The following is a 21881-nucleotide window of genomic DNA, read 5'->3' on the forward strand; positions in this document are numbered from 1 at the left end:
CCTCCATGCTGATCTACAAGATTTTCCGCGCCCCCGAATGGGCCGAACTGGAAAGCAACGGCGAAACCGCTGGGGCACCCATCGATATTTCTGACGGCTACATCCACTTCTCGACCGCCGAACAGGCCCGCGAGACCGCCGCCAAGCATTTCACCCACGAGGACAATTTGATCCTCGCCGCGCTGGATGCCGACACATTGGGCGAGGCGCTGAAATGGGAACCCTCACGCGGCGGCGCGCTCTTCCCGCATCTCTACCGGCACCTCACCCTCGCGGATATCCTGTGGACCAAACCACTACCGCTTGGCTCCGACGGCCACGGTTTCCCGGAGGGCTTTGCATGACAACCCTGATCGAACGCCTCGGCCTCACCGCCCTGCACCGGCTCGACCCGGAACGCTCGCACGATCTGGCCCACCTCGCCCTGCGGATGGGGTTCGGCCCGCGGTCAGCCCCCTACAGCTCGCCGCGCCTGCGCACCTCGCTCGCATCGCTCACCCTGCCCAACCCGGTCGGCCTTGCCGCCGGGTTCGACAAGAACGCCACCCTGTTGCAGCCCCTCTCACGTGCCGGGTTCGGCTTTGTCGAGGTCGGTGCCGCCACGCCGCGCCCGCAACCCGGCAACCCCAAACCCCGCCTGTTCCGTCTCAGTGCGGATCGTGCCGCGATCAACCGCTTCGGCTTCAACAACGACGGGATGGAGGCCATCGCCGCCCGCCTCGCCACCCGGCCCAAGGGCATGACCCTCGGCCTCAACCTCGGGGCCAACAAGGACAGCGCGGACCGTTCCGAGGATTTCGCCCGCGTCCTGGCCCATTGTGGCGCGCATGTGGATTTCGCCACCGTCAACGTCTCGTCCCCCAACACCGAATCTCTGCGCGACCTTCAGGGCGCCGAGGCACTGCGCGCCCTGCTCACTGGCGTGATTGAGGCCCGCGACTGGCTCAAACGCCCGATTCCGGTGTTCCTGAAAATCGCCCCCGACCTGAGCGACAACGAAATCGGCGACATCGCCGAGGTTGCCCAATCGGTGCAGATCGACGCCATCATCGCCACCAACACCACGCTGTCCCGCGAGGGGCTGCGAAGCCCCAACCGTGATGAAAAAGGCGGCCTCTCCGGCGCCCCCCTGTTCGAACCCTCCACCCGCGTGCTGGCAAGGCTCTCGCAACTGACGGACGGCAGCATCCCAATCGTCGGCGTCGGCGGCATCTCGACCGCCGAACAGGCCTATGCCAAGATCTGCGCCGGTGCGTCAGCCGTACAACTCTACACCGCCCTGATCTATCACGGGCTATCCCTGACGTCGCAAATCACCCGTGGCCTTGATGCGCTGCTCGAACGCGACGGCCATACTAACATCGCCCGTGCCGTGGGCTCCAAACGACAGGACTGGCTCTGATGCTTACCATCTGGCACAACCCCCGCTGCTCGAAATCCCGCCAAACCCTGGCGCTGCTCGAAGAGAACGGCCACACACCCGAGGTGCGGCGCTATCTTGACGACGCCCCGACCGAGGCCGAGTTGCGCACAGCCGCTGCCGCCCTTGGCGTAGCTCCCATCGACATGATGCGCACCAAGGAAGCCGAGTTCAAAGCCGAAGGCCTGACCAAAGACAGCAACGACGACACGCTGTTCGCTGCCATGGCCCGCGTTCCCAAGCTGATCGAACGCCCAATGGTGTTCTCTGGCGACAAGGCCGCGATCGGTCGCCCACCCAAGGCGGTTCTCGACATTCTTTGACGGGCGGAAGGGCCTTTCGAAAGGCCTTGGACACGCAAATTCGAATTTGCGTAAAAAAGCGCCTTCTAAGGCGCTTGGCTCAAGCCGTTTCGAAACGGCTTCCCGCGCCTACCCCAACCGCTGCAGCAACGCCTTTGACGGCTCGCCCGTCACCGGCAAACCGTTGGCGGCTTCATAGGCCCGGATCGCGGTTTCGGTCTTCTTGCCAAACACCCCATCCGCGCCACCGGTATCATAACCGGCCACGGTCAGCCGCGATTGCAAGCGTTTGCGGTCGTTGATCGTCAACCCATAGCGATCCGGCCCGAAAGACCCTCGCAGTGGCCCCGCCCCTGCCAGCCGATCCGACAGATGCCCTACCGCGATCGCGTATTTCTCTGAATTGTTGTAGCGCAGGATCACGCTGAAATTCCTGAACACCAAAAAGGCCGGACCACTCAGCCCTGCTGGGATCAAAACAGACGCCGCCCCATGATCCGGCAGCCGTCCACCACCGGCGGCTTTCACCCCCAGCGCGGCCCAGTCGCCAACCGATTTCTTCACGCCACGCCCGGCCAGCCCGGCATTGAACCCGGAGGGTAGTTTTACCTCCAGCCCCCATTTGCCGCCCTTGCGCCAGCCCGAACGACCCAGATACGCCCCCGCCGAGGCCAGCGCATCCGTCGGATCCTCGCTCCAGATATCGCGCTGTCCGTCGCCACGGAAATCCACCGCGTAGGCCTCGAATGTGGTCGGGATAAACTGGGTATGCCCCATGGCCCCGGCCCAGCTTCCAACCATCCGCGACGGGCTCACATCGCCCCGCTGCAGGATTTTCAACGCCGCTACCAGTTGCTTTTCAAAGAACGACCCGCGTCGCCCCTCGTAAGCCAGGGTCGAAGTGGCCGAGATCACTGAAATGTCCCCGCGCCGCGCGCCGTATCGGCTCTCCACGCCCCAGATCGCGGCGACCACATTGGCGGGCACGCCGTAACGCCCCTCGACCTTGCCCAAGAGCGCCCGACGCGCGCCAAAGGCCTCCCGCCCCTTCGCAACCCGCTCGTCCGAGGCCATGATCGCCAGGTAATCCTGCAAGGTCCGCGAAAACTCGGTCTGCTTGCGGTCGCGCTCGATCACGCCGGGAAGATACCCCGCTCCGCGAAACGCCGAATTGAGCGTTGCCACACTGATCCCTCGCGCCTCGGCCCGGGCCCGGAACGCGGCCACCCACGCATCATAGCCCACATTCGGCGTGGGCCGCAGCTTGGGGTCCACCCGCGGCGCGGCCTGCCGAGTAGGCGACGGCAATCCGCCCCCCATGCAACCCGACAACAATAGCGCCGCGCCCGATCCTGCCACCCATCGCCGTGTTACCTGCATCGCCCTACCCTCACATGTCTGCCTCACATTGATTGTGGCGCAGCCCCCCGGCCCACATCAAGTCGGCATTTCCGCACTGGGCGGAAACCGGACTATCTCTTGCGCGCCGACCGCTCCAGCGCCGGATAGCGCAACCCAAGGCTCAGCCCGCGCGCCAGTGACGAAATATGCAGCGCCAACCACAGCCCATGATTGCCAAACGGCTCGATCAGCAGCCACACTGCCAGTGAATAGATCACTGCTACGACCATCATCATGTTGCGCATATCGGCCGTGCGCGTCGCGCCGATAAAGATTCCGTCAAACATGATCAGCGCCAACAACAGCGGCGGTGCGACGATCATCCACGGCAGGTAGGTCCGCGCCTCGGCCTGCACCTCGGGCGCTTTTGAGATCACGTCGATCATCATCGGACCGAACAACCAGAACACCAGCGAAAACAGGATAGCGGTGATCCCACCCCACAGGCTGGTCAACAGCGCCCCGCGCCTGAGCCGCGCCACCGCCCCGGCCCCAAAGGCCTGCCCCACCAGCGTTTCGGCGGCAAAGGCGAACCCGTCCATCGCATAACCGGTGATGTGCAGGAATTGCAGCAACACCTGATTGGCCGCCAGTGTCACATCACCGAACTGACCGCCCAAAAGCAGGAAGGAGACAAAAATGGCCTGCAACAGCAGCGACCGGATCAGGATATCGGTATTCACCACCGCCATCCGTTTCAACCTTGCAGCTTCAAATACCCGCCCCCAATCGCGCCACAGGCGGGTGGCAAAGACATCCCGACACAGAAACAATCCCATCGCCAACCCGCTCCATTCCGCCAGAAAAGTTGCGAATGCCACACCTTCCACGCCCCAACCCAGCCCTAAAACGAACCACAGATCCAGAACCACGTTCAACCCGTTCATCCACAGCTGCAGGATCAGCACACCGCGGGTGCGCTCCAGCGCGATCAGCCACCCGGTAATCCCATAAAGCGCAATCGCCGCAGGCGCCGACCAGATGCGAATGACCATATAATCCCGCGCCAACCCCTCGACCTCGGCACTGGCCGGTGACACCGCAAAGGCCCCGGCAAACAGGGGCCAATGCAGTGCAATCAACACCAGCCCACCGCAAATTGCCACGATCAGCGACCGGGTCCAGAGCGCCGCCACCTCGGCTGCATTCCCGGCCCCATGTGCCTGACTGGTCAGGCCCGTTGTCCCCATCCGCAAGAACCCGAAAATCCAGTAGATCGCCGACAAGACAATCGCCCCCACCCCCACGGCGGCAATCGGCGCGGCCTCGGGCATCTGCCCCACCACGCCGGTATCGACTGCCCCCAACAAAGGCACGGTGACATTGGCCAACATGATCGGGATCGCGATTTTCAGCACCCGTTTATGGGTTACTTCGCGGACGGACCCATCCATCACCCTAGTCTTTGGCGCGCGGTGGCATCAGGAAATGCCCAGTCGCCTGGGCAAAAGCCCGGTCGCGATTGTCCTGCCACGCCTCGACATGCACGGATGCGTAGCGCCGACCCGACCTGTTCACCTGGGCGCGCGCATAGGCATCGCGCGGCTTGCCCGAGCGCAGGTAATCAATGGTAAAATCAATCGTCTTGGGCAAACGCGGCAAATGCCCCTGGATCAGCTCGTTCATATCAAGCTCGCCGCGCTCCATCTCGTCCCAGATCACCGCCCAGCTCAACCCGATCACCGCCGCGACCTCGAGAAACCCAGAGATTGCCCCGCCATGCAGCGCTGGCAGCATCGGATTTCCGATGAGTTTGTCATCAAACGGCATCACCGCAGTCAGCTCATCCCCCCTCCGATCGAACTCGATCCCGAGGTAGTTGATATAGGGCACCCCGTGCACCAGCGCATTCAGCGCCGCATCACGGCGTTGCTTCACAACCTGGACCGGCTCGGGTTTCTGGCGCATCACTTGATTCCCTGCACTGTAAAGGCACCACTGGCCGTGGCGACGGGGCGGTCCTCGTCCTCGTCCACCGCCACGGCGCGGACAAAGGCCACCGACCTCGTAATATGGTAGCATTCCGCCCGCGTGGTGATCGCCTGGCCCGGCGTCGCAGGGCGCATGTAATCAATCCGCAGATCGATTGTTGCCGTCAGACTGGGCGAGGCCGGGTGGCTCATTGCCGCTGCGCCGCAACAGGTGTCCATCAGTGCCGATACCGCCCCGCCATGGATGACCCCGGTTTCCGGATCGCCCACGAAACGCTCATCATAGGGCATGACAATTTCGGCCGTGCCATCGCCAATTTCGGTCAGGTTCATGCCCAGCTCCCGCGAATGCGGAATCGCCTGGATGAATTGCGCGGCTACTTTTGCTTTATCCACCATGCGGCATTCCCAACTTGCGCCCGTATTGCGGGTTTTCTTCTTTGAACAGGTATCCCAAAGCGCCGCAAGCATCGAAATAACCTTACGTCGCATCGTCCATCGCTCTTGATGCGCGCGCAGAAACGCCAATACTGCGCCGCAGAATAGCGCCCGCCTCTCCGGTTGCCCTTGCGGCACATAGGCAATACCATTTACGCGCAAGGAGGGCGGAATGTCCGGAATACGATTATCATTCAAGGAAATGTGCGAACGGTTCGACGTAACCCCGCGCACATTGCGCTATTACGAATATATCGAATTGCTGGAACCCGAACGCGACGGCCGCTCCCGCTACTATAGCGAACGCGAAATAGAACGCATGATCCTGATCCTGCGGGGCCGCAAATGGGGGTTTCAACTCGAAGGCATCCGCCAATGGCTGCTGATCTACGAGGAAAACGGCTACCATGCCCGCAGGGCCTGGGTGAAATCCGCCAATGGTCAGCTTGAGGTCCTGCGTCAGCAAATGGCCGATCTGGAAGATGCCATCGATACCTTGGAGCAATCCCGCGACAACACCGCCAAATTGATTGAGACCGAGGAATCAGGTGGAGATATTGGCAATGCTTGGCGCCCCGACCTGGATGAGCGGCCAAAATGACGTGACGTTACGCTTACGTTAACGTCAACTTTACTTGCATCGACACGTTTCCGTCGTAAATCTTGAGCATCCGTTCACAACGCTCAGGCTTAAATGATGTCCGATTCCGACGACCTGATGACCATCCGCCAGATGTGCGACGCATTTGACGTGACCCCGCGCACCCTGCGGTTCTATGAATCCAAGGAACTGATCTTTCCCAAGCGCGACGGTCAAAAACGGCTTTTCACCAAAAGCGACCGTGCCCGCCTGAAACTGATCCTGCGCGGCAAGCGCTTCGGCTTCTCGCTCGAGGAAATCCGTCAGCTGCTCAACCTCTACCACATTGGCGATCAGCAACAGACCCAGTTGCAGCGCACCTTCGAGGTGGCACAGGAACGCCTGGCCGACATGGTGCACCAGCGCGACGAGTTGACTGAAGCGATCAGCGACTTCACCGAACAGCTGAACTGGCTGGAAAAGGTCATCACGTCGATGAAACAGGAAAACGACGCGGCTGAGTAAGCCCACGCTTTCCACGCCACAAGAACAACACCCACGCACCAACACGAGGTCCGATATGCCCACCTATACCGCCCCCACCAAGGACATGGCCTTCATCCTTCATGACGTCCTGAAGGTCGAACAATCCGACATCCCCGGCTATTCCGAACTTGAGGCCGACTTCACCTCCGCCGTTCTGGAAGAGGCTGGCAAGCTGAACTCCGAGGTCATCGCGCCGCTGAACGTGGTCGGCGATCACGAGGGCTGCCGGTTGGAAAACGGCGTGGTCTATACCCCCACCGGCTTCAAGGAGGCGTTCGAACAGGTCAAGGAAGGCGGCTGGACCGGTCTCGACATGCCCGAAGAGTTTGGCGGTCAGAACCTGCCTTACGTGCTGTCGACCTCGGTCGGTGAAATGTTCTCGGCCGCCAACCAGGCCTTCACCATGTACCAGGGCCTGACCCACGGCGCCGCCTCGGCAATCCTGGCCCACGGCACCGACGAGCAAAAGGCAAAATGGCTCCCGAACATGGTGTCCTGTGAATGGACCGGCACCATGAACCTGACCGAACCCCATTGCGGCACCGATCTGGGCCTGATGCGCACCAAGGCGGAACCGCAGGACGATGGCAGCTACAAGATCTCCGGCCAGAAGATCTTCATCTCCGCCGGTGAACACGACATGGCCGACAACATCATCCACTTGGTGTTGGCCAAGATCCCCGGCGGCCCCGAGGGCATCAAGGGCGTCTCGCTCTTCATCGTGCCCAAGTTCCTCGTTGATGACGAAGGCAACATCGGCGCCCGCAACGGCGTGTCCTGCGGCGCCATCGAAAAGAAAATGGGCATCCATGGCAACTCCACCGCGGTCCTGAACTATGACGAGGCGACCGGCTATCTTTTAGGTGAGGAGCACAAGGGCATGCGTGCCATGTTCACCATGATGAACGAGGCGCGCTTGGGCGTCGGCATGCAGGGGCTGGCGGCCGCGGAAGTCGCCTATCAAAACGCGGTGGACTACGCTAAGGACCGCCTCCAGGGTCGCGCCGTAACCGGCACAGAAAACCCCGATGGTCCCGCCGATCCGCTGATCGTGCACCCCGACATCCGCCGTTCGCTGATGGATCAGAAAAGCTTTGTCGAAGGGGCACGCGCTTTCATCTACTGGGGCGCCCAGATGATCGACGCCGCCCACCGCTCGCAAGATGCGGACGCTGACGGCCTCGTGTCGCTGCTGACCCCGGTAATCAAGGGGTTCCTGACCGACGAAGGCTACGACATGACGGTCAAGGCGCAACAGGTCTATGGTGGCCACGGCTACATCGAAGAACACGGCATGAGCCAGTTCACCCGAGACGCGCGCATCGCAATGATCTACGAAGGCGCCAACGGCGTTCAGGCACTTGACCTGGTGGGCCGCAAACTGGCCCAGGACGGTGGCAAACACGTCATGGCCTTCTTCAACCTGGTCAAGGAGTTCTGCTCCGAAAACAAGGATGTCGAGGGCATGGAACCTTTCGTCGGCCCGCTCAAGGAAGCCTCGAAACACCTGCAAGCGGCTGGCATGTACTTCATGCAGAACGGCATGAAAAACCCCAACCACGCTCTGTCGGGCTCGAACGACTTCATGCACCTCTTCGGCCACGTGTGCCTCGGCCTGATGTGGGGCCGCATGGCCAAGGCATCGCTGACCGCACTGGCCAACGGCACGTCCGACCCGACGTTCCACGAGACAAAGCTCGCCACCGGGCGTTACTATATGGCACGCCGCCTGCCCGCGACCACCATGCACCTCGCCCGTATCGAATCCGGTGCCGACACAGTGATGGCCCTGGACGCCGAGCAATTCTGATCGACGGTGCGTGAAATCACGCACCCTACGGAGACGACACCATGCCGAAACGCTTCCGCCTGACCCGCCGGTTCCCCTGTGCAATGACAGAGGACGGATACCGCAGGCTCAAGCGTTTCGCATCCGAGGCCGGGCTCGATGAGGGCGAGGCACTCAGTTTCCTGTTCGAGAATTTCGACAGTGTGATGAACCACGAAAACCTCAGCGCCCGACTGCGGCTGTTCAACTCAGAACTGGAGGCGCGGAAGCGATGATCTCGGTTCGCACCTTACCTTCCGGCCAAGACGCTCATTGCAACCGTCGCAGTGAGTATTTTTGGCAAAATGAAGATCAGGGGCTCACCCCGTTCCACCGCGTCGCACGCGTGGCGTCCGCTAAGGAACGGGGCTTCACTTTGCGCGGCCATCGGCTCTCCAGCCTGTACCGCAATGCCGACGATGGCGCGTTAACCTTAATGCCCGGTAAACGCGCCCCTTCATTTTGCCAGAAATACTCTGCCGGGGTCTGGGGGTGCAAAACCCCCAGCTCCGCCATCAAGACAGGGAACGCGCCATGACCATCAAACTCCACTGCTTCGGCGAATCCGGCAATGCCTACAAGGCTGCCCTCGCCCTTGAACTGTCCGGCCTCGAATGGGAGCCGGTTTTTGTCGACTTTTTCGCCGGAGCCAATCGCAGCCCTGAATATCGCGAGATGAACGTGATGGGTGAAGCCCCGGTTCTTGAAAGCGGTGATTTCCGCCTGACCCAATCCGGCGCCATCCAGCAATGGATCACCGACCAGACCGGCAAGTTCGGCGGGGAAGGTGACGACAAATACCAGGTGCTGCGCTGGGTTCTCTGGGACAACCACAAGCTCAGCTCGCAAGCCGGGATGACCCGCTTCCTGATGAACTTCCTGCCCGAAGAACACCGCAACACCGATGTGATTGGCTTCATGCAAGGCCGCCTCAAAGGCGCTTACCAGGTTCTGAATGCCCATCTCGAAGGTCGCGACTGGATCGTCGGTGATGACATCACCAGTGCCGACATTTCCTGCTGCGGCTACCTCTTCTACCCCGAACCCTTCGGCTTTGACCGCACCGAATGGCCCAATATCGACCGGTGGCTTTCGAACATCGAAAACACCCCCGGCTGGGAACACCCCTATGACCTGATGCCCGGCAGCCCGGCTGACCGCGCCTGAGAAGGAGACCACTATGACCGAAGCCTATATTTATGACGCCGTGCGCACCCCGCGCGGCAAGGGCCGCAAGGACGGGAGCCTGCACGAGGTATCCGCCGCGCGACTCTCCGCCGTGGCCCTCAATGCTCTGAAGGATCGCAACAACCTCGAAGGCCATGCCGTCGAAGACGTGATCTGGGGCAATGTCACCCAGGTCGGTGAACAGGGTGCCTGTCTCGCGCGAACCGCCGTTCTGGCCTCCGATCTGGATGAATCCATCCCCGGCGTCAGCATCAACCGCTTCTGCGCCTCCGGTCTGGAAGCCGTCAACATGGCCGCCAACCAGGTGCGCGGCGGGGCCGGTGACGGCTATATCGCAGGCGGCGTCGAAAGCATGAGCCGGACCCCCATGGGCATGGACGGTGGTGCCATCGCCGTTGACCCGTCTATCGCCATCGACAACTATTTCGTTCCGCAAGGTATCAGCGCCGACATCATCGCCACCGAATACGGTTTCACCCGTGATCAGGCCGATGCCATGGCGGTTGAATCGCAACGCCGCGCGGCGGAAGCCTGGGCCGACAACCGGTTCGACAAGACCGTTGTGCCGGTCAAGGACGTCAACGGCCTGACCATCCTCGGCACCGACGAATACATGCGCCCCGGCACCGATATGCAGTCGCTGGGCAGCCTCAACCCCTCGTTCCAGCAGATGGGCGAGGTGATGCCGGGCTTCGACAATATCGCCCTGCTGAAATACCCGCACCTGGAACGGATCAACCACATCCACCACGCGGGCAACAGCTCAGGCATCGTCGACGGTGCGGCCGCCGTCCTGATCGGTAACAAGGAGTTGGGCGAGAAGCTGGGCCTCAAGCCCCGCGCCCGTATCCATTCCACCGCCAAGATCGGCACCGACCCGACCATCATGCTGACCGGCCCGGTCCCCGTGACCGAGAAGATCCTGCGCGAAAACGGCATCGAAATCGGCGACATCGACCTGTTCGAGGTCAACGAAGCCTTCGCCTCGGTCGTCATGCGCTTTGAACAAGCCTTCGATGTCGACCACGACAAGGTCAACGTCAACGGCGGCTCCATCGCCATGGGCCACCCGCTGGGCGCCACCGGCGCCATCATCCTCGGTACGCTTCTGGACGAGCTGGAACGCTCGGACAAGGAGGTCGGTCTGGCCACGCTCTGCATCGGCTCGGGCATGGGCGCCGCCACCATCATCGAACGCGTGTAATTCGGCAGGAGAATTAGAAAATGTCTGAATTTACTATGGAAAAAGGCGCCGATGGCGTCGCGGTCATCACCTGGGACTGCCCCGGCAAGACCATGAATGTCGGCTCGGAACAAGGCTTTCGCGAGCTTGACGAACTGACCACCGACGCGCTGGCCGACGACGCGGTCAAAGGCATCATCATCACCTCGGGCAAACCCGATTTCGCTGGCGGCATGGACCTCAACGTTCTGGCCGATATGCGCGCGCGCGGCGGCGACAATCCGGCGCAATCTCTGTTCGACGGGATCATGAGCACGCATCACCTGCTGCGCAAGATCGAACGCGCCAACATGGACCCCAAGACCAACAAGGGTGGCAAACCCGTTGCCTGCGTCCTGCCCGGAACCGCCATGGGCATCGGTCTTGAAATCGCGCTGGCCACCCACCGCATCTTTGCCGCCAACAATCCCAAGGCCAAGGTCGGCCTGCCGGAAATCATGGTCGGCCTGTTCCCCGGCGGTGGCGGCACCACCCGCATGGTGCGCAAGCTTGGCGCCATGGCCGCGGCCCCCTTCCTGCTGCAAGGCAAGACGCTGAGCCCCGAAAAGGCGGTCAAAGCTGGAATCATTGACGAAGTTGCCGATGACCCGATGGCCGCGGCCAAGGAATGGGTTCTGAACGCCAAAGACGCCGACATCGTCAAACCCTGGGACACCAAGGGCTACAAGATGCCCGGCGGCGCGCCCTATCACCCGGCTGGTTTCATGACCTTCCTCGGTGCCTCGGTTATGGTGCACAAGGAAACACAGGGCGCGTTCCCGGCGGCCAAGGCTGCGCTCTCGGCCGTCTATGAAGGCACTCTGGTACCTTTCGACACCGCATTGAAGATCGAAGCCCGCTGGTTCACCAACCTTCTGATGAACCCGTCGTCGGCGGCGATGATCCGTTCGCTCTTCATCAACAAGCAGGCGCTTGAAAAGGGTGCCGTGCGGCCCAAGGATGTCGACGACCAAAGCGTCAAGAAGATCGGCGTTCTGGGTGCAGGCATGATGGGCGCGGGCATTGCACTCGTTAGTGCACAGGCTGGTATGGAAGTCGTCCTGATCGACCGCGACGATGAAACCGCCGAGCGCGGCAAAGCCTATTCCGCCACCTACATGGACAAGGGCATCAAGCGCGGCAAAGCCACCGAAGAGAAGAAAGCCGCCCTATTGGGTCGGATCACGGCCACCGCTGATCTGGACAACCTCAAGGGCTGTGATCTGATCATCGAGGCCGTTTTCGAAGACCCCAAGGTCAAGGCCGAGATGACCCAGAAGGTCGAAGCGGTGATCCCCGAGGATTGCATCTTCGCCTCCAACACCTCGACCTTGCCAATCACTGGGCTGGCCAAGGCCTCGAAACGTCCTGAACAGTTCATCGGCATCCACTTCTTCTCGCCGGTTGAAAAGATGTTCCTGGTCGAAATCATCAAGGGCAAGGAAACCGGGCCTCGTGCGGTTGCGAAAGCACTCGATTACGTCCGCCAGATCCGCAAGACACCCATCGTCGTCAACGACGCACGGTTCTTCTACTGCAACCGCTGCATCATCCCCTATGGCAACGAGGCGACCCGCATGGTCACCGAAGGTGTCGCCATGCCGATGATCGACCACGCCGCGCGTCAGCTTGGCTTCCCGGTTGGTCCGATCCAGCTGGGCGATGAGACCTCGGTCGACCTCGCCGTGCGCATCATGAAAGCCACCAAGGCCGCCATGGGCAACGAATATCCCGCTTCTGAGGCAGACAACCTGATCGTCTGGATGGAAGAAGAGGGCCGCCTGGGCCGCAAGTCCAAGGCCGGGTACTTCGACTATGACGAAAACGGCAAGCGTCAGGGGTATTGGAAGGGCATGCAGGACAAGTACCCGCTGGCCGACGAACAGCCCGAGTTGCAAGAGGTTCAGGATCGCCTGATGTTCGCCCAAGTCCTTGAAGCGGTGAAAGCGTTGGAAGAGGGTGTTCTGGAAGACATCCGTGAAGGCGATGTCGGCGCCGTCCTCGCCTGGGGTTTTGCCCCCTGGTCCGGCGGCCCGTTCAGCTGGCTTGACATCATCGGCGCACCCTACGCGGTGGAACGCTGCAACGAACTGGCCGCCAAGTTCGGCGATCGCTTCCTGCCGCCCGCTCTGCTCGTCGAAATGGCCGAGAACGGCGAAACCTTCTATGGCCGCTTCGGTGGCGAAGAGGCCGAGGCCGCGTAACTTCAGGCTGCCAAGCAAAATCAAAAGGGCGCGCCACCTCGGCGCGCCCTTTCTTGTTCATAGCTTTCGGATTACTGACCTGAAAGCTGCTGTAGCGCCCCGGCCCAATCTTCCACGTGATAGGTCTCGACGATCTTGCCATCCTTCACCTCGTGAATGTCGATCGTCAGGATGTCGAACCCACGGCCCTGACCATCCACTCCGAACATCGGGGCCACCGGCGTGCCAGTGGCGCGGCTGCGCACGGTCACGAAATTACCTGCTTCGTGCATCGCCTCGACCTTCCAGTTCAAATCCGGGATCAGCTTGCCAAACCCGCCCATCTGACCCAGGAAAGCTTCCATGCTCTTGGTCTTGCCGGAGTAGTCCCCAATGCTTGCCCAATCCTGCGCCAGCACACCGGTCAACGCCTGTGCATGGGCTTCCGATGCTGGATTGCTCAGAAGGTCATAGAAAACCTGCACGGTCTCCTTGTTCCCGGCCATCACCGCCGAGGCCGACGTTGCGATTGCCAGAACTGCACCGGCGGCAAGGGTTTTCAGGTTGGTCATGTCATTTACTCCACTAGGTTATCATTTTCTTCGGCGCGCGCTGCGCGCTCCCATGCCAACCAATCTGGACAATTCGCCAGTAAATCATAAGATACGATTATTAAATCTAACTGTTCGGAAAAGTTTGCTAATGATAGATCGCCTCCGGCAAATGGCAATCTTCGCCAAAACCATCGACCATGGTTCGTTCCGGGGCGCCGCACGTGAATTGCGCCTGTCGCCTTCCGTGGTCAGCCACCACATTTCCCAGCTTGAAGAGCATCTTGGCGTCGCCCTGCTTTATCGCACCACCCGCAAACTGACCCTTACATCAGAAGGCGAACGGCTGCTGGCCGCAACGCAAAACATGCTCGATGCGGTTGAGGACGAGTTGAACGACCTCACCTCCTCGGCCCGCGATCCCAGCGGCGAGCTGCGCATCACTGCGCCGTCGGTCCTGTCGCAGTCACCCTTTACCGACATGCTCGCCACGTTCATGGCACGCTATCCGCGTATCCGGCTATCACTGGATTTCTCGGACAGCCGCAAAGAACTGATCTCGGACGGATTTGACATAGCAATCCGCATGACGCTCAAGCCGGTTGGAAACTCGCCTTCGACCCGCAAGCTGTTCCGGGTGCCGCGCAAACTGGTCGCCGCGCCCGAGCTTCTTGCGTCACGGCCGGCGGCGCAACAACCCTCCGACCTTGCCGATTGGCCGTGGCTTGAACTCACCCCGGTACAGGACCGGGAAGTGGCCTTTCACAACGGCAACTCGAAACAGACCATGCGCAGATCCGGGTATCGTTCATCCTGCAATGATGCACAGGCCCTCTATCGCCTTGCCCGTGCGGGCACTGGCCTTGCCATTGTGCCGGACTTTCTGGCCAGCAAGGACGCTGCCACAGACGCCATCAGATTTGTACTTCCTGAATGGCAGGTCGCTCCAGCCGAAGTCTTTGCCGAGTGGCCCGTCAACGCCCCGAAACATGGGCTGGTCCGCCTGTTCGTCGACACGCTTTGTAGCTACTGACAGGTATCACAACCCACAACAAGAAATGGGCGCGTCCATCCCCGGACGCGCCCATTCTTTTCCGTCCCCCGGCGGCGGGTGGTTCAGGCCGCTACCTGCAGGCCTTGAGATTGGTCAAGGCGCGCAGCGCGAAGGGCATTAAGGCAGCTATTGCACTCCCCGCTCCGCATGTGCCCCTGAACCAGTTCCATGGCACAAGGCTCGGGCAGCATCTGGTAGGGACAGTGCTGCACCTTGCCCCGCAGGGCGATCTGAACCAGGTCACCGCCGGAAGGACAGAAAAGTAGGGCGCCGTGTTCGGCGAAAATCACCTGATCGGCTTCGAAATGCAGGTTGACAACCTCGACTGCATCCGCGGGACAGACCCGCTTGACTCCACGCGCACCCTCAAGAGCCGCCGCTAAAACCAACGCAAACGGATCGCCCAACGCCTTTTCCGCCAGGTCGCTTTCCAGCATCACGCCCTGACGCGGCAAGACGATCATCAGTTCGGCATTGTCGATGGCCCCCACCGGGACCATTAGCGGCCAGAATGCTTTGGGGCAACGCCCCGAACCGGACCACAGCGGGGTGCGCGTGACCTTGGCCACCCGCTGCATGCCGCCGTCAAAGGTCAGAACCAGGTCTCCCTCCTGGACCGCCCCGACCTCGCGCCAGCCAATTGCCGTGGCAATCATGGTCCCCGCCGTGATCCCGCTCAGAACCCCATGGGCGCCCCCGTCATGGACCTCCGACGCGTCCACCACCCGGTGAGCGCCCTTGCGCTCTGCGCTGATCCATCCAAACATCCGAAAACCCCGGGATTTCTTGCACCGCTCAGTGGCGGCTTTTGTTTTGATGTGACCAGTTGGGGTGATTCCTGTGCCCGCCCTTGGGCCGGGTTTGGGCCGAAATATGTCATTGTTTGCGGTCCCGAAACAATTGCCCTGCGCCGGGCGTCTTGTCTTCGGAGTTGGGCGGATTGGAAAGAAAATCAGAAGGCGTAGCCGAACCGCTCGATATCCTCTTGGCACAAATCCGCGACACGGCTCGAATCGACGTCACTGTAGTAATCCCGGTAATCCCGCACCCGTTCACTGGCGTTTTCATGCGGGAACTCCAGCCGGAATCCCAGGTGCTCCCACAGAGGAGCCGCATCCTGCTCAAAATGCTCAAGCCTTATGTACAGCGCCGCGCGCTCCACGCCCAAAGCATCGGTCATGTAAAACCGATAGGGGAACTGCTGCATCCCGGTGCTGACTTGCGGCGTGTTGAGGAACGCGCTGAACCCCAGCGTCTTGGCCAGCCGCACCGCCTCATGATCGAATGTCTGCCCCTGCAGCCAATGGTAATAGCTCACCATCCGGTCCCACGGGTTGCGCACCAGGGTGAAACAGAACATCCCCGCAATCTCATCGGGGCTGACCAACCCGTCGATATCGGCCAGGGTGGAATGTTTCCACAACCGCCCGCGCGCATCGACATCCCTAAGCCGCTTGCGACGTTTCTTCGCCTTGGGCGTATCGCCCAGCATAATGTCGTCCTTCATCGCCCGGCCTTCCAACGCCAACGCCAGCGACGTGCCCCCGGTCTTGGGCACATGGACAAAGATGTACTTGCGACCATGCGAGAGGATCATGCGGGCAAGCTAGCCGCTGCTTAGAGGGAAGGAAAGGCGGCGATGCGGACATAGCCACCATTCGAGTAAAAACGCTGATTACCGCACTTTTGACGGCACTGCACTGTACTCAACCGTCGATACGAGAAGCCAGTTGGGCATAAAGAGCCCGGTTTATCGGGGTTTCAATGCTCAATGCCTCGCCCAGTTTCGTCACGGCTCCACATGCAGAATCCAGCTCTATGGGCTTGTTCTGCTCCAGATCGACGAGCATCGATGGTTTGGCTTCGGGCGGAAAGGAATGAATGACATCAACAAGTTTTTCCACAAGATCGTCCGGCAGGCTAGCTCCGCTCGCTCGACCGACACGAATGGCTTCGGCCGCTGTGTCGCGAAAGAGTTGGATCAGTGCCGGATCGGATTGAAGTTCACCAAAAGACCCGCAATTCGCGCAGATCACCGAGCTTGAAGAAGACCAGCCGATGAATTTGAACCAAATCGCAGAGGTGATATCGGGCGAAATTTGCGCGTCCAGCCCTGCGTCGCGGCAGGCATCGCGGAATTTCATCAGGCGTGGACTGGCTTTACCATCCAACTCGCCAAAAACAATGCCGGTATTCTCGCCTTGATGCGCAATTTCTCCGGGACCGGCGATATTTGATGGGACCAATGTTACCCCCGAAACCGCATGTTTCAGTCCGACAATAGCTTCAATCCGCTCCGCAGCGTCGATGCCGTTCAGGACCGAGATAATCGCTGTGTTTGGCTTGAGAAGGGGGAGACACTTTTCGGCTGCATCTTCGAGGCTGTAATTCTTGACACAGAAGAGAATGATATCAACCGGGCCGACATCAATCGGATCATCCGTTGCCTGAACGTTTCGAACGTGGCGATCACCGAGCTTACTGGTAACCGTAAGGCCGTTTTCGCGCATCGCTTCCAGATGAGTGCCGCGTGCTATAAACGTTACATCTTCGCCAGCAGCCGCCAGCCAACCACCGAAGAAACCGCCCAATCCGCCCGTGCCCATGACACAGATTTTCATAAGTCACCCAGTGTTGCTTTCCCCGGAGATGATGCCCAACAAGAGGTAGCCTTTCAAGATTTCTACCAATGCCGACGACAGTCGCTTAGTTTTTTGAATGGTTTTGACTTTGCCCACGGTCTCTCAGTTCCGCCATGGGCTCAATGCCGCCGTTCACATCAATCCGAACCGGTGGAAACGGCGCACCCCTAAACGCCAAAACAAAAGCACCCGCTATTCCACCGCTTCCAGCAAATCCCGCGCAATCCGCTCGAAAATCCCCGCCCCAATCGGGATCAGGTCATCCGGGAAATCGAAGTCGGGGTTGTGCAGCGGCGTGTAATCCTCGCCCGGCCCAAGGCACAGCATCGCCGCCTTGGCGTTCCAGCCGAAAACACCGAAATCCTCCGACGCGCGCATCGGCAGGTCATCCTCACCATGCGAAATGCCCAGCGCATCCATCGCCTCACGCGCAACGCGCGTGGCTTCCGCGTCGTTGATCGAAGCGGCGAAAACGTCACAATCCTCGAAAGACACCCGCAACCCGGCCCGTTGACCGGCCTCCTCGGCGATCCGGCGGGCGTTTGAAACCATGTCCTCCATCGCCTCGTCCCGCGCCGTGCGCAGGGTTGCGTGGATCACGGCATCACCCGGCGCGATGCCGAAAGTCGGCTCACCGACATGCACATGGGTGATGGTGACCAGCCGGAACGCATCATCCAGTTCCCCACCAACCCCAAGAGCATTCAGGGCCGGGATCAGCTCGGCCACCACCGGCACCGGCGACACCCCCTCCTCGGGCGTTGCCGCGTGGGTCGTCACCCCCTTCAGCCGGATTGCCAACCCCTGCGAGGCGCAGTTGATCAGCCCCGCACGTGTCGAGACATGCCCGAACGGCCGCCCCGGCTCGTTATGGATGGCAAAAGCCCAGTCCGGTGCGATCTGCTCAAACGCCGGATCGTTCACCACCGCGCGTGCCCCGCTGCCATCCTCTTCGGCAGGCTGGAACATCAACACCACCCGACCCTTGGCCACCGGCTTGCGTTGCAACAACCGGCCCAACGCCAACAGCATTGTCATATGCCCGTCATGACCGCACAGATGCCCCTTGCCCGGCACCTGCGACACCCATGCATTGCCCGACAGTTCTTCGATCGGCAGCCCATCAAGTTCAGCCCGGAACATGACCGTCGGACCTTCCTTGCCGCTGTCGAACACCGCCGCCACGCCATGCCCGCCCAGTCCGGTCAGCACCCGTGTCGGATTTAGCGGCCCCAAGGCGGCAACGATCCTGCGCGCCGTCTCTTCTTCCTCCCCAGAAATCTCGGGAAAACGGTGCAAGTCACGACGAAACTCCGTCAGCTCGATCAAGTCCGAATTTGTCAGCATGAAAGGTCCTGCTCTACCTTGATGTTCAATTGCCGTGCGGACGTTAGACCTCCCCCAAAACCGGGTCAATCAAGCGCTCTTCCCCTGCCGCCCGGATCAAACAGGCATCTGTCGCGAAACCTCAAGAAACGGGTCGCGCTCCGCGTTGATTGTCCCGATGATGCCGCATCACCTTGCTATGGGAGGCGCGGATCGTGAACATCAAGCAAAAACTGGCAGAAAACCATTGGGCAGGCGAAATCGCCTTCACCATCGTGACCCGTGAGCCCGACAGGATTGTCGCCAAGATGCCGGTCACGGATGCCGCAAAGAACCCATTCGGAACAATGCACGCCGGCGCCCTGATCTGGTTTGCCGACATTGCCGCCACACTCTGCGCCGTTGGCGATCCCGGCAGCATCGGCGAGGATGGCAGCGGCTTCCCGCTGGCCGTCGACCTGCACACCGTCCTTGTCGGCAACGAAAAGTCGGGCGATTTGACCGCCACCTCCACGACGGTCAAACGTGGCGGCAAAATGATCGTTGTACGAACCGAGGTTCACGGCGCCACCGGCCGCCTGCTGATCGACATGACAACAACCCACATGCGCGCAGGGTGATCCCTCACCGCGAGCGAAGCGCAATGATGCTCCCGGCCAGCACGATCATCCCGATCCCGACAAGTTGCAACCAACCCAGGCTGTGCCCATAGATCACAAAGGCAAAACACGGCCCGAATACCATGATCGAGTATTCGAACACGGTCACATAGCTCGCCTCGCCAATCTGGTAGGCCCGGATCAAACAGAACACCCCGATAAGCGAGCCCAGCACCTGCGCCCCAAGGTAGGGCCAAATCTCCGGGTTGGGCGGCCAGATCCAGCCCCGGGCCAAAAACCCGTCCGCGCCTACGCCCGCCTCAATCCCGACCACCGCGATCACCACCATCGCCACCAGCCCGATCAACGCCTGCATCCCGAATGTCGCCGCCAGCATCACCAACGTGCTCTCATCGGCGCACCACATCCGCGTCACGATATTGCCTACCGCGTAGAACACCGCGCCAATGACCGGTAGGATCATCATCCATTTGAACCCGTCACCGCCGGGCTGCAGCACCATCAGCACCCCGGCAAACCCGACCCCCACCGCCAGCACCCGCCAGATACCGATCCTCTGCCCCAGAAACGTGACCGAAATCAGCAAAATGAACATCGGCGCGGTAAACAGCCCGGCCAACGCCTCGCCCAGCGAGACATAGGCCAACGCCCCGAAATAGAACACCATCCCCGTTGCCAACAGCCCGCCCCGCGCAATCACCTTGGGCCAGCTATGCGCGCGCAAGTGGCCCGCGCCCATCATCGACGCCAGCACCAGCAGCGGCGCCGACAAGGCCATGCGCAGGAACAGGAACTGCCAGACGCCGATATGCTCGGACATGGGCCCGACAAAATTGTCGACAAAGCCCAGCACGAACATGCCGCCCAGCATGTAAAGCGCTGCCGCCATCGGCCGAAGTCCTGCCTGCTCCATTTTGTCCTGCCCCGTTATGTCCCATCTTCCAAAGACCGCTTTCCCGCAATAATCTGTTCCGAATCCGACATGAACCGGAATCTTAGGGGGGAAAATCATGGGTTGGCTCAAAGACGAAACCGGGCTCGAGAAATGCGCGGCAAACTATTCGGCGCTGACGCCGCTCAGCCACCTCAATCGCGCGCGTGATCTTTTTGCCGATGAACTGGCCGTGGTCTATGGCGACCAGCACCGCAAGACCTACGCCCAATACCATGACCGCGTGACCCGCCTTGCCTCGGCCTTGGCGGCCATGGGCGTGGAGCCCGGCGACGTGGTCGCCACCGTTATCCCCAACCTGCCAGCGCATGCCGAGGCCCATTTCGGCGTGCCCGCCTGTGGCGCGGTGCTCAACGCGATCAACACCCGACTCGATGCCGGCACCGTCGCCTATATCCTCGGTCATGGAGAGGCCAAGGTCGCCCTTGTCGACACCGCCCACCTGCCGCTGGTGGCCGAGGCGATCTCCCAGATGGACGGCCCGGTACCCCAGATCATCGAGGTCGCCGACCCCTCTGCCAGATTCCCCGCCACCGGCGACCACCCGGAATACGAGGACTTGCTGGCCACCGCCGATCCCACTTTCCAATGGATCATGCCGCAGGATGAATGGGAGAGCATCGCCCTCAACTACACCTCCGGCACCACCGGCCGCCCCAAGGGCGTGGTCTATCACCATCGCGGCGCCGCCCTGAACACCTATGGCCAAGTGGTCAGCTGGCGCATGACCCTGCGTCCGAAATACCTCACCATCGTGCCGCTGTTCCATTGCAACGGCTGGTGCCACACCTGGATGATGCCTCTCTTAGGCGGCACCGTGGTCTGCTGCCGCGACATCACCGCGAAAAACATCTACGACGCCATCGCCGACGAAGGCGTCACCCATTTCGGCGGCGCGCCCATCATTCTGAACTCCATCGTCAACGCCCGCGACGAAGAACGTCGCGACTTCGACCATACCGTTGAGGTCTTCACCGCCGGCGCTCCGCCCCCTGCCGCCACATTGAAGGCGATCGAACCGCTGGGCTTCAACGTCACGCAAGTCTACGGGCTGACCGAAACCTACGGCCCGGCGACTGAAACCATGTGGCAACCGGCATGGGACGGCTGCACCCTGGATGAACGTGCAGACTACAAGGCGCGCTCGGGCGTGATGATGCCGATGATCGACGAGAACACCGTCATGGACCCCGAAACCATGACCCAGGTGCCGATGGACAGCCAAACCCAGGGCGAAATCATGTATCGCGGCAACGGCGTGATGAAGGGCTATCTCAAGAACCCCGAAGCCACCGCCGAGGCGTTTGAAGGCGGCTATTTCCACACCGGCGACCTCGCGGTGCAACACCCCGACACTTACATGAAAATCCTCGACCGCTCGAAGGACATCATCATCTCCGGCGGCGAAAACATCAGTTCCGTCGAGGTCGAAGGCGTGCTGATGATGCATCCAGCGGTCTCGCTTGTAGCTGTCGTCGCCAAGCCCGACGACAAATGGGGCGAAGTCCCCTGCGCCTTCATCGAACTCAAGGACGGCGCCGAGGCCACCGAGGAAGACATCATCGCCTTCGCCCGCTCGAAATTGGCCGGGTTCAAGACTCCAAAGGAAGTGATCTTCCACGAGCTGCCCAAGACCTCGACCGGCAAGATCCAGAAGTTCGAGCTGCGCAAGGAAGTGTCATCCTGAAATTATTACA

Annotated in this window: 23 protein-coding genes; 13 read left to right on the forward strand and 10 right to left on the reverse strand. The window is 61.0% G+C overall.

Going from position 1 to position 21881, the window contains the following annotated elements; translation table 11 throughout:
* Positions 1 to 5: 5 nt before the first annotated feature.
* Genes RXV86_RS08360 through arsC form a run of 3 tightly spaced genes read left to right on the forward strand, consistent with a single transcriptional unit; the run spans position 6 to position 1743 of the window.
* Positions 6 to 344 (forward strand): DUF952 domain-containing protein, encoded by a 339-nt coding sequence (locus RXV86_RS08360; RefSeq protein ID WP_316299046.1) that lies wholly within the window; start codon positions 6 to 8, stop codon positions 342 to 344.
* Positions 341 to 1402 (forward strand): quinone-dependent dihydroorotate dehydrogenase, encoded by a 1062-nt coding sequence (locus tag RXV86_RS08365; RefSeq protein WP_316299047.1) that lies wholly within the window; start codon positions 341 to 343, stop codon positions 1400 to 1402. The genes RXV86_RS08360 and RXV86_RS08365 overlap by 4 nt, the downstream gene beginning before the upstream one ends.
* Positions 1402 to 1743 carry an arsenate reductase (glutaredoxin) gene (gene arsC, locus RXV86_RS08370; protein WP_316299048.1) on the forward strand — a complete coding sequence of 114 codons (342 nt, stop codon included), beginning with the start codon at positions 1402 to 1404 and terminating at the stop codon, positions 1741 to 1743. Before RXV86_RS08365 ends, arsC begins: the two co-directional genes overlap by 1 nt.
* A gap of 108 nt (positions 1744 to 1851) precedes the next feature.
* Here the strand turns inward: arsC and RXV86_RS08375 are convergent, their stop codons facing one another.
* The 4 genes from RXV86_RS08375 to RXV86_RS08390 form a co-directional block, all read right to left on the reverse strand.
* Positions 1852 to 3102 carry a lytic murein transglycosylase gene (locus tag RXV86_RS08375; RefSeq protein ID WP_316299049.1) on the reverse strand — a complete coding sequence of 417 codons (1251 nt, stop codon included), beginning with the start codon at positions 3100 to 3102 and terminating at the stop codon, positions 1852 to 1854.
* Between the two features lie 92 nt (positions 3103 to 3194).
* Entirely contained in the window at positions 3195 to 4517 is a 1323-nt protein-coding gene (locus RXV86_RS08380) for an MATE family efflux transporter (RefSeq protein WP_316299050.1), read from the reverse strand.
* A 4-nt stretch (positions 4518 to 4521) separates the two neighbouring features.
* Positions 4522 to 5034 carry a PaaI family thioesterase gene (locus tag RXV86_RS08385; RefSeq protein WP_316299051.1) on the reverse strand — a complete coding sequence of 171 codons (513 nt, stop codon included), beginning with the start codon at positions 5032 to 5034 and terminating at the stop codon, positions 4522 to 4524.
* Entirely contained in the window at positions 5031 to 5453 is a 423-nt protein-coding gene (locus RXV86_RS08390) for a PaaI family thioesterase (protein ID WP_316299052.1), read from the reverse strand. The genes RXV86_RS08385 and RXV86_RS08390 overlap by 4 nt, the downstream gene beginning before the upstream one ends.
* Positions 5454 to 5664: 211 nt before the next feature.
* On the opposite strand from RXV86_RS08390, the gene RXV86_RS08395 reads away from it, so the two are divergent.
* The 7 genes from RXV86_RS08395 (at position 5665) to RXV86_RS08425 (ending at position 13060) form a co-directional block, all read left to right on the forward strand.
* Positions 5665 to 6093 (forward strand): MerR family transcriptional regulator, encoded by a 429-nt coding sequence (locus RXV86_RS08395; RefSeq protein WP_316299053.1) that lies wholly within the window; start codon positions 5665 to 5667, stop codon positions 6091 to 6093.
* Positions 6094 to 6189: 96 nt separating this feature from the next.
* Positions 6190 to 6597 (forward strand): MerR family DNA-binding transcriptional regulator, encoded by a 408-nt coding sequence (locus RXV86_RS08400; protein ID WP_316299054.1) that lies wholly within the window; start codon positions 6190 to 6192, stop codon positions 6595 to 6597.
* 55 nt (positions 6598 to 6652) lie between these two features.
* Entirely contained in the window at positions 6653 to 8428 is a 1776-nt protein-coding gene (locus RXV86_RS08405) for an acyl-CoA dehydrogenase C-terminal domain-containing protein (RefSeq protein ID WP_316299055.1), read from the forward strand.
* Between the two features lie 41 nt (positions 8429 to 8469).
* Positions 8470 to 8682: a hypothetical protein gene (locus tag RXV86_RS08410; protein ID WP_316299056.1), complete on the forward strand. Its 213-nt coding sequence runs from the start codon at positions 8470 to 8472 to the stop codon at positions 8680 to 8682.
* A 298-nt stretch (positions 8683 to 8980) separates the two neighbouring features.
* Positions 8981 to 9613, forward strand: coding sequence for a glutathione S-transferase (locus RXV86_RS08415; RefSeq protein ID WP_316299057.1), 633 nt, complete (start codon positions 8981 to 8983; stop codon positions 9611 to 9613).
* A gap of 13 nt (positions 9614 to 9626) precedes the next feature.
* Complete coding sequence (locus RXV86_RS08420; RefSeq protein ID WP_316299058.1) at positions 9627 to 10838, forward strand: acetyl-CoA C-acetyltransferase; 1212 nt, start codon at positions 9627 to 9629, stop codon at positions 10836 to 10838.
* 20 nt (positions 10839 to 10858) lie between these two features.
* Positions 10859 to 13060, forward strand: a complete 2202-nt coding sequence (locus RXV86_RS08425) for a 3-hydroxyacyl-CoA dehydrogenase NAD-binding domain-containing protein (protein ID WP_316299059.1) — start codon at positions 10859 to 10861, stop codon at positions 13058 to 13060.
* Between the two features lie 71 nt (positions 13061 to 13131).
* Here the strand turns inward: RXV86_RS08425 and RXV86_RS08430 are convergent, their stop codons facing one another.
* On the reverse strand, positions 13132 to 13611 hold the full coding sequence (locus RXV86_RS08430; protein WP_316299060.1) for an ester cyclase: 480 nt from the start codon (positions 13609 to 13611) through the stop codon (positions 13132 to 13134).
* Between the two features lie 151 nt (positions 13612 to 13762).
* Here RXV86_RS08430 and RXV86_RS08435 point away from each other — a divergent pair, with 151 nt between their 5' ends.
* Entirely contained in the window at positions 13763 to 14623 is an 861-nt protein-coding gene (locus RXV86_RS08435) for a LysR family transcriptional regulator (RefSeq protein WP_316299061.1), read from the forward strand.
* Positions 14624 to 14706: 83 nt separating this feature from the next.
* Here RXV86_RS08435 and RXV86_RS08440 read toward each other — a convergent pair whose 3' ends face one another.
* The 4 genes from RXV86_RS08440 to RXV86_RS08455 form a co-directional block, all read right to left on the reverse strand.
* Positions 14707 to 15411, reverse strand: a complete 705-nt coding sequence (locus RXV86_RS08440) for a Hint domain-containing protein (RefSeq protein WP_316299062.1) — start codon at positions 15409 to 15411, stop codon at positions 14707 to 14709.
* A gap of 185 nt (positions 15412 to 15596) precedes the next feature.
* The gene (locus RXV86_RS08445; protein ID WP_316299063.1) at positions 15597 to 16241 is read right to left on the reverse strand and encodes a sulfotransferase family 2 domain-containing protein; all 645 of its coding nucleotides are present in this window, start codon (positions 16239 to 16241) and stop codon (positions 15597 to 15599) included.
* Between the two features lie 109 nt (positions 16242 to 16350).
* A complete protein-coding gene (locus RXV86_RS08450; protein WP_316299064.1) occupies positions 16351 to 17250 on the reverse strand; it encodes a 2-dehydropantoate 2-reductase in 900 nt (299 codons plus the stop codon).
* A gap of 228 nt (positions 17251 to 17478) precedes the next feature.
* Positions 17479 to 18633, reverse strand: coding sequence for an amidohydrolase (locus tag RXV86_RS08455; RefSeq protein ID WP_316299065.1), 1155 nt, complete (start codon positions 18631 to 18633; stop codon positions 17479 to 17481).
* A 194-nt stretch (positions 18634 to 18827) separates the two neighbouring features.
* Between RXV86_RS08455 and RXV86_RS08460 the strand changes: the two genes are divergently transcribed.
* Positions 18828 to 19232 carry a PaaI family thioesterase gene (locus RXV86_RS08460; RefSeq protein WP_316299066.1) on the forward strand — a complete coding sequence of 135 codons (405 nt, stop codon included), beginning with the start codon at positions 18828 to 18830 and terminating at the stop codon, positions 19230 to 19232.
* A 4-nt stretch (positions 19233 to 19236) separates the two neighbouring features.
* Here the strand turns inward: RXV86_RS08460 and RXV86_RS08465 are convergent, their stop codons facing one another.
* Positions 19237 to 20121, reverse strand: coding sequence for a DMT family transporter (locus tag RXV86_RS08465; RefSeq protein ID WP_316299067.1), 885 nt, complete (start codon positions 20119 to 20121; stop codon positions 19237 to 19239).
* A 121-nt stretch (positions 20122 to 20242) separates the two neighbouring features.
* Between RXV86_RS08465 and RXV86_RS08470 the strand changes: the two genes are divergently transcribed.
* On the forward strand, positions 20243 to 21871 hold the full coding sequence (locus RXV86_RS08470) for an AMP-binding protein (RefSeq protein ID WP_316299068.1): 1629 nt from the start codon (positions 20243 to 20245) through the stop codon (positions 21869 to 21871).
* Positions 21872 to 21881: the final 10 nt, after the last annotated feature.

The sequence above is a fragment of the Aliisedimentitalea sp. MJ-SS2 genome (assembly GCF_032586155.1).
Classification (GTDB): Bacteria; Pseudomonadota; Alphaproteobacteria; order Rhodobacterales; family Rhodobacteraceae; genus JAWHTC01.

Bases quoted from the DNA above. Each gene is read 5' to 3' on its own strand.
- RXV86_RS08360 (WP_316299046.1), top strand. From the start codon at position 6: ATGCTGATCTACAAGATTTTCCGCGCCCCCGAATGGGCCGAACTGGAA.
- RXV86_RS08365 (WP_316299047.1), top strand. From the start codon at position 341: ATGACAACCCTGATCGAACGCCTCGGCCTCACCGCCCTGCACCGGCTC.
- arsC (WP_316299048.1), top strand. From the start codon at position 1,402: ATGCTTACCATCTGGCACAACCCCCGCTGCTCGAAATCCCGCCAAACC.
- RXV86_RS08375 (WP_316299049.1), bottom strand. From the start codon at position 3,102: ATGCAGGTAACACGGCGATGGGTGGCAGGATCGGGCGCGGCGCTATTG.
- RXV86_RS08380 (WP_316299050.1), bottom strand. From the start codon at position 4,517: ATGGATGGGTCCGTCCGCGAAGTAACCCATAAACGGGTGCTGAAAATC.
- RXV86_RS08390 (WP_316299052.1), bottom strand. From the start codon at position 5,453: ATGGTGGATAAAGCAAAAGTAGCCGCGCAATTCATCCAGGCGATTCCG.
- RXV86_RS08395 (WP_316299053.1), top strand. From the start codon at position 5,665: ATGTCCGGAATACGATTATCATTCAAGGAAATGTGCGAACGGTTCGAC.
- RXV86_RS08400 (WP_316299054.1), top strand. From the start codon at position 6,190: ATGTCCGATTCCGACGACCTGATGACCATCCGCCAGATGTGCGACGCA.
- RXV86_RS08405 (WP_316299055.1), top strand. From the start codon at position 6,653: ATGCCCACCTATACCGCCCCCACCAAGGACATGGCCTTCATCCTTCAT.
- RXV86_RS08410 (WP_316299056.1), top strand. From the start codon at position 8,470: ATGCCGAAACGCTTCCGCCTGACCCGCCGGTTCCCCTGTGCAATGACA.
- RXV86_RS08415 (WP_316299057.1), top strand. From the start codon at position 8,981: ATGACCATCAAACTCCACTGCTTCGGCGAATCCGGCAATGCCTACAAG.
- RXV86_RS08420 (WP_316299058.1), top strand. From the start codon at position 9,627: ATGACCGAAGCCTATATTTATGACGCCGTGCGCACCCCGCGCGGCAAG.
- RXV86_RS08425 (WP_316299059.1), top strand. From the start codon at position 10,859: ATGTCTGAATTTACTATGGAAAAAGGCGCCGATGGCGTCGCGGTCATC.
- RXV86_RS08430 (WP_316299060.1), bottom strand. From the start codon at position 13,611: ATGACCAACCTGAAAACCCTTGCCGCCGGTGCAGTTCTGGCAATCGCA.
- RXV86_RS08435 (WP_316299061.1), top strand. From the start codon at position 13,763: ATGGCAATCTTCGCCAAAACCATCGACCATGGTTCGTTCCGGGGCGCC.
- RXV86_RS08440 (WP_316299062.1), bottom strand. From the start codon at position 15,411: ATGTTTGGATGGATCAGCGCAGAGCGCAAGGGCGCTCACCGGGTGGTG.
- RXV86_RS08445 (WP_316299063.1), bottom strand. From the start codon at position 16,241: ATGATCCTCTCGCATGGTCGCAAGTACATCTTTGTCCATGTGCCCAAG.
- RXV86_RS08450 (WP_316299064.1), bottom strand. From the start codon at position 17,250: ATGGGCACGGGCGGATTGGGCGGTTTCTTCGGTGGTTGGCTGGCGGCT.
- RXV86_RS08455 (WP_316299065.1), bottom strand. From the start codon at position 18,633: ATGCTGACAAATTCGGACTTGATCGAGCTGACGGAGTTTCGTCGTGAC.
- RXV86_RS08465 (WP_316299067.1), bottom strand. From the start codon at position 20,121: ATGGCGGCAGCGCTTTACATGCTGGGCGGCATGTTCGTGCTGGGCTTT.
- RXV86_RS08470 (WP_316299068.1), top strand. From the start codon at position 20,243: ATGGGTTGGCTCAAAGACGAAACCGGGCTCGAGAAATGCGCGGCAAAC.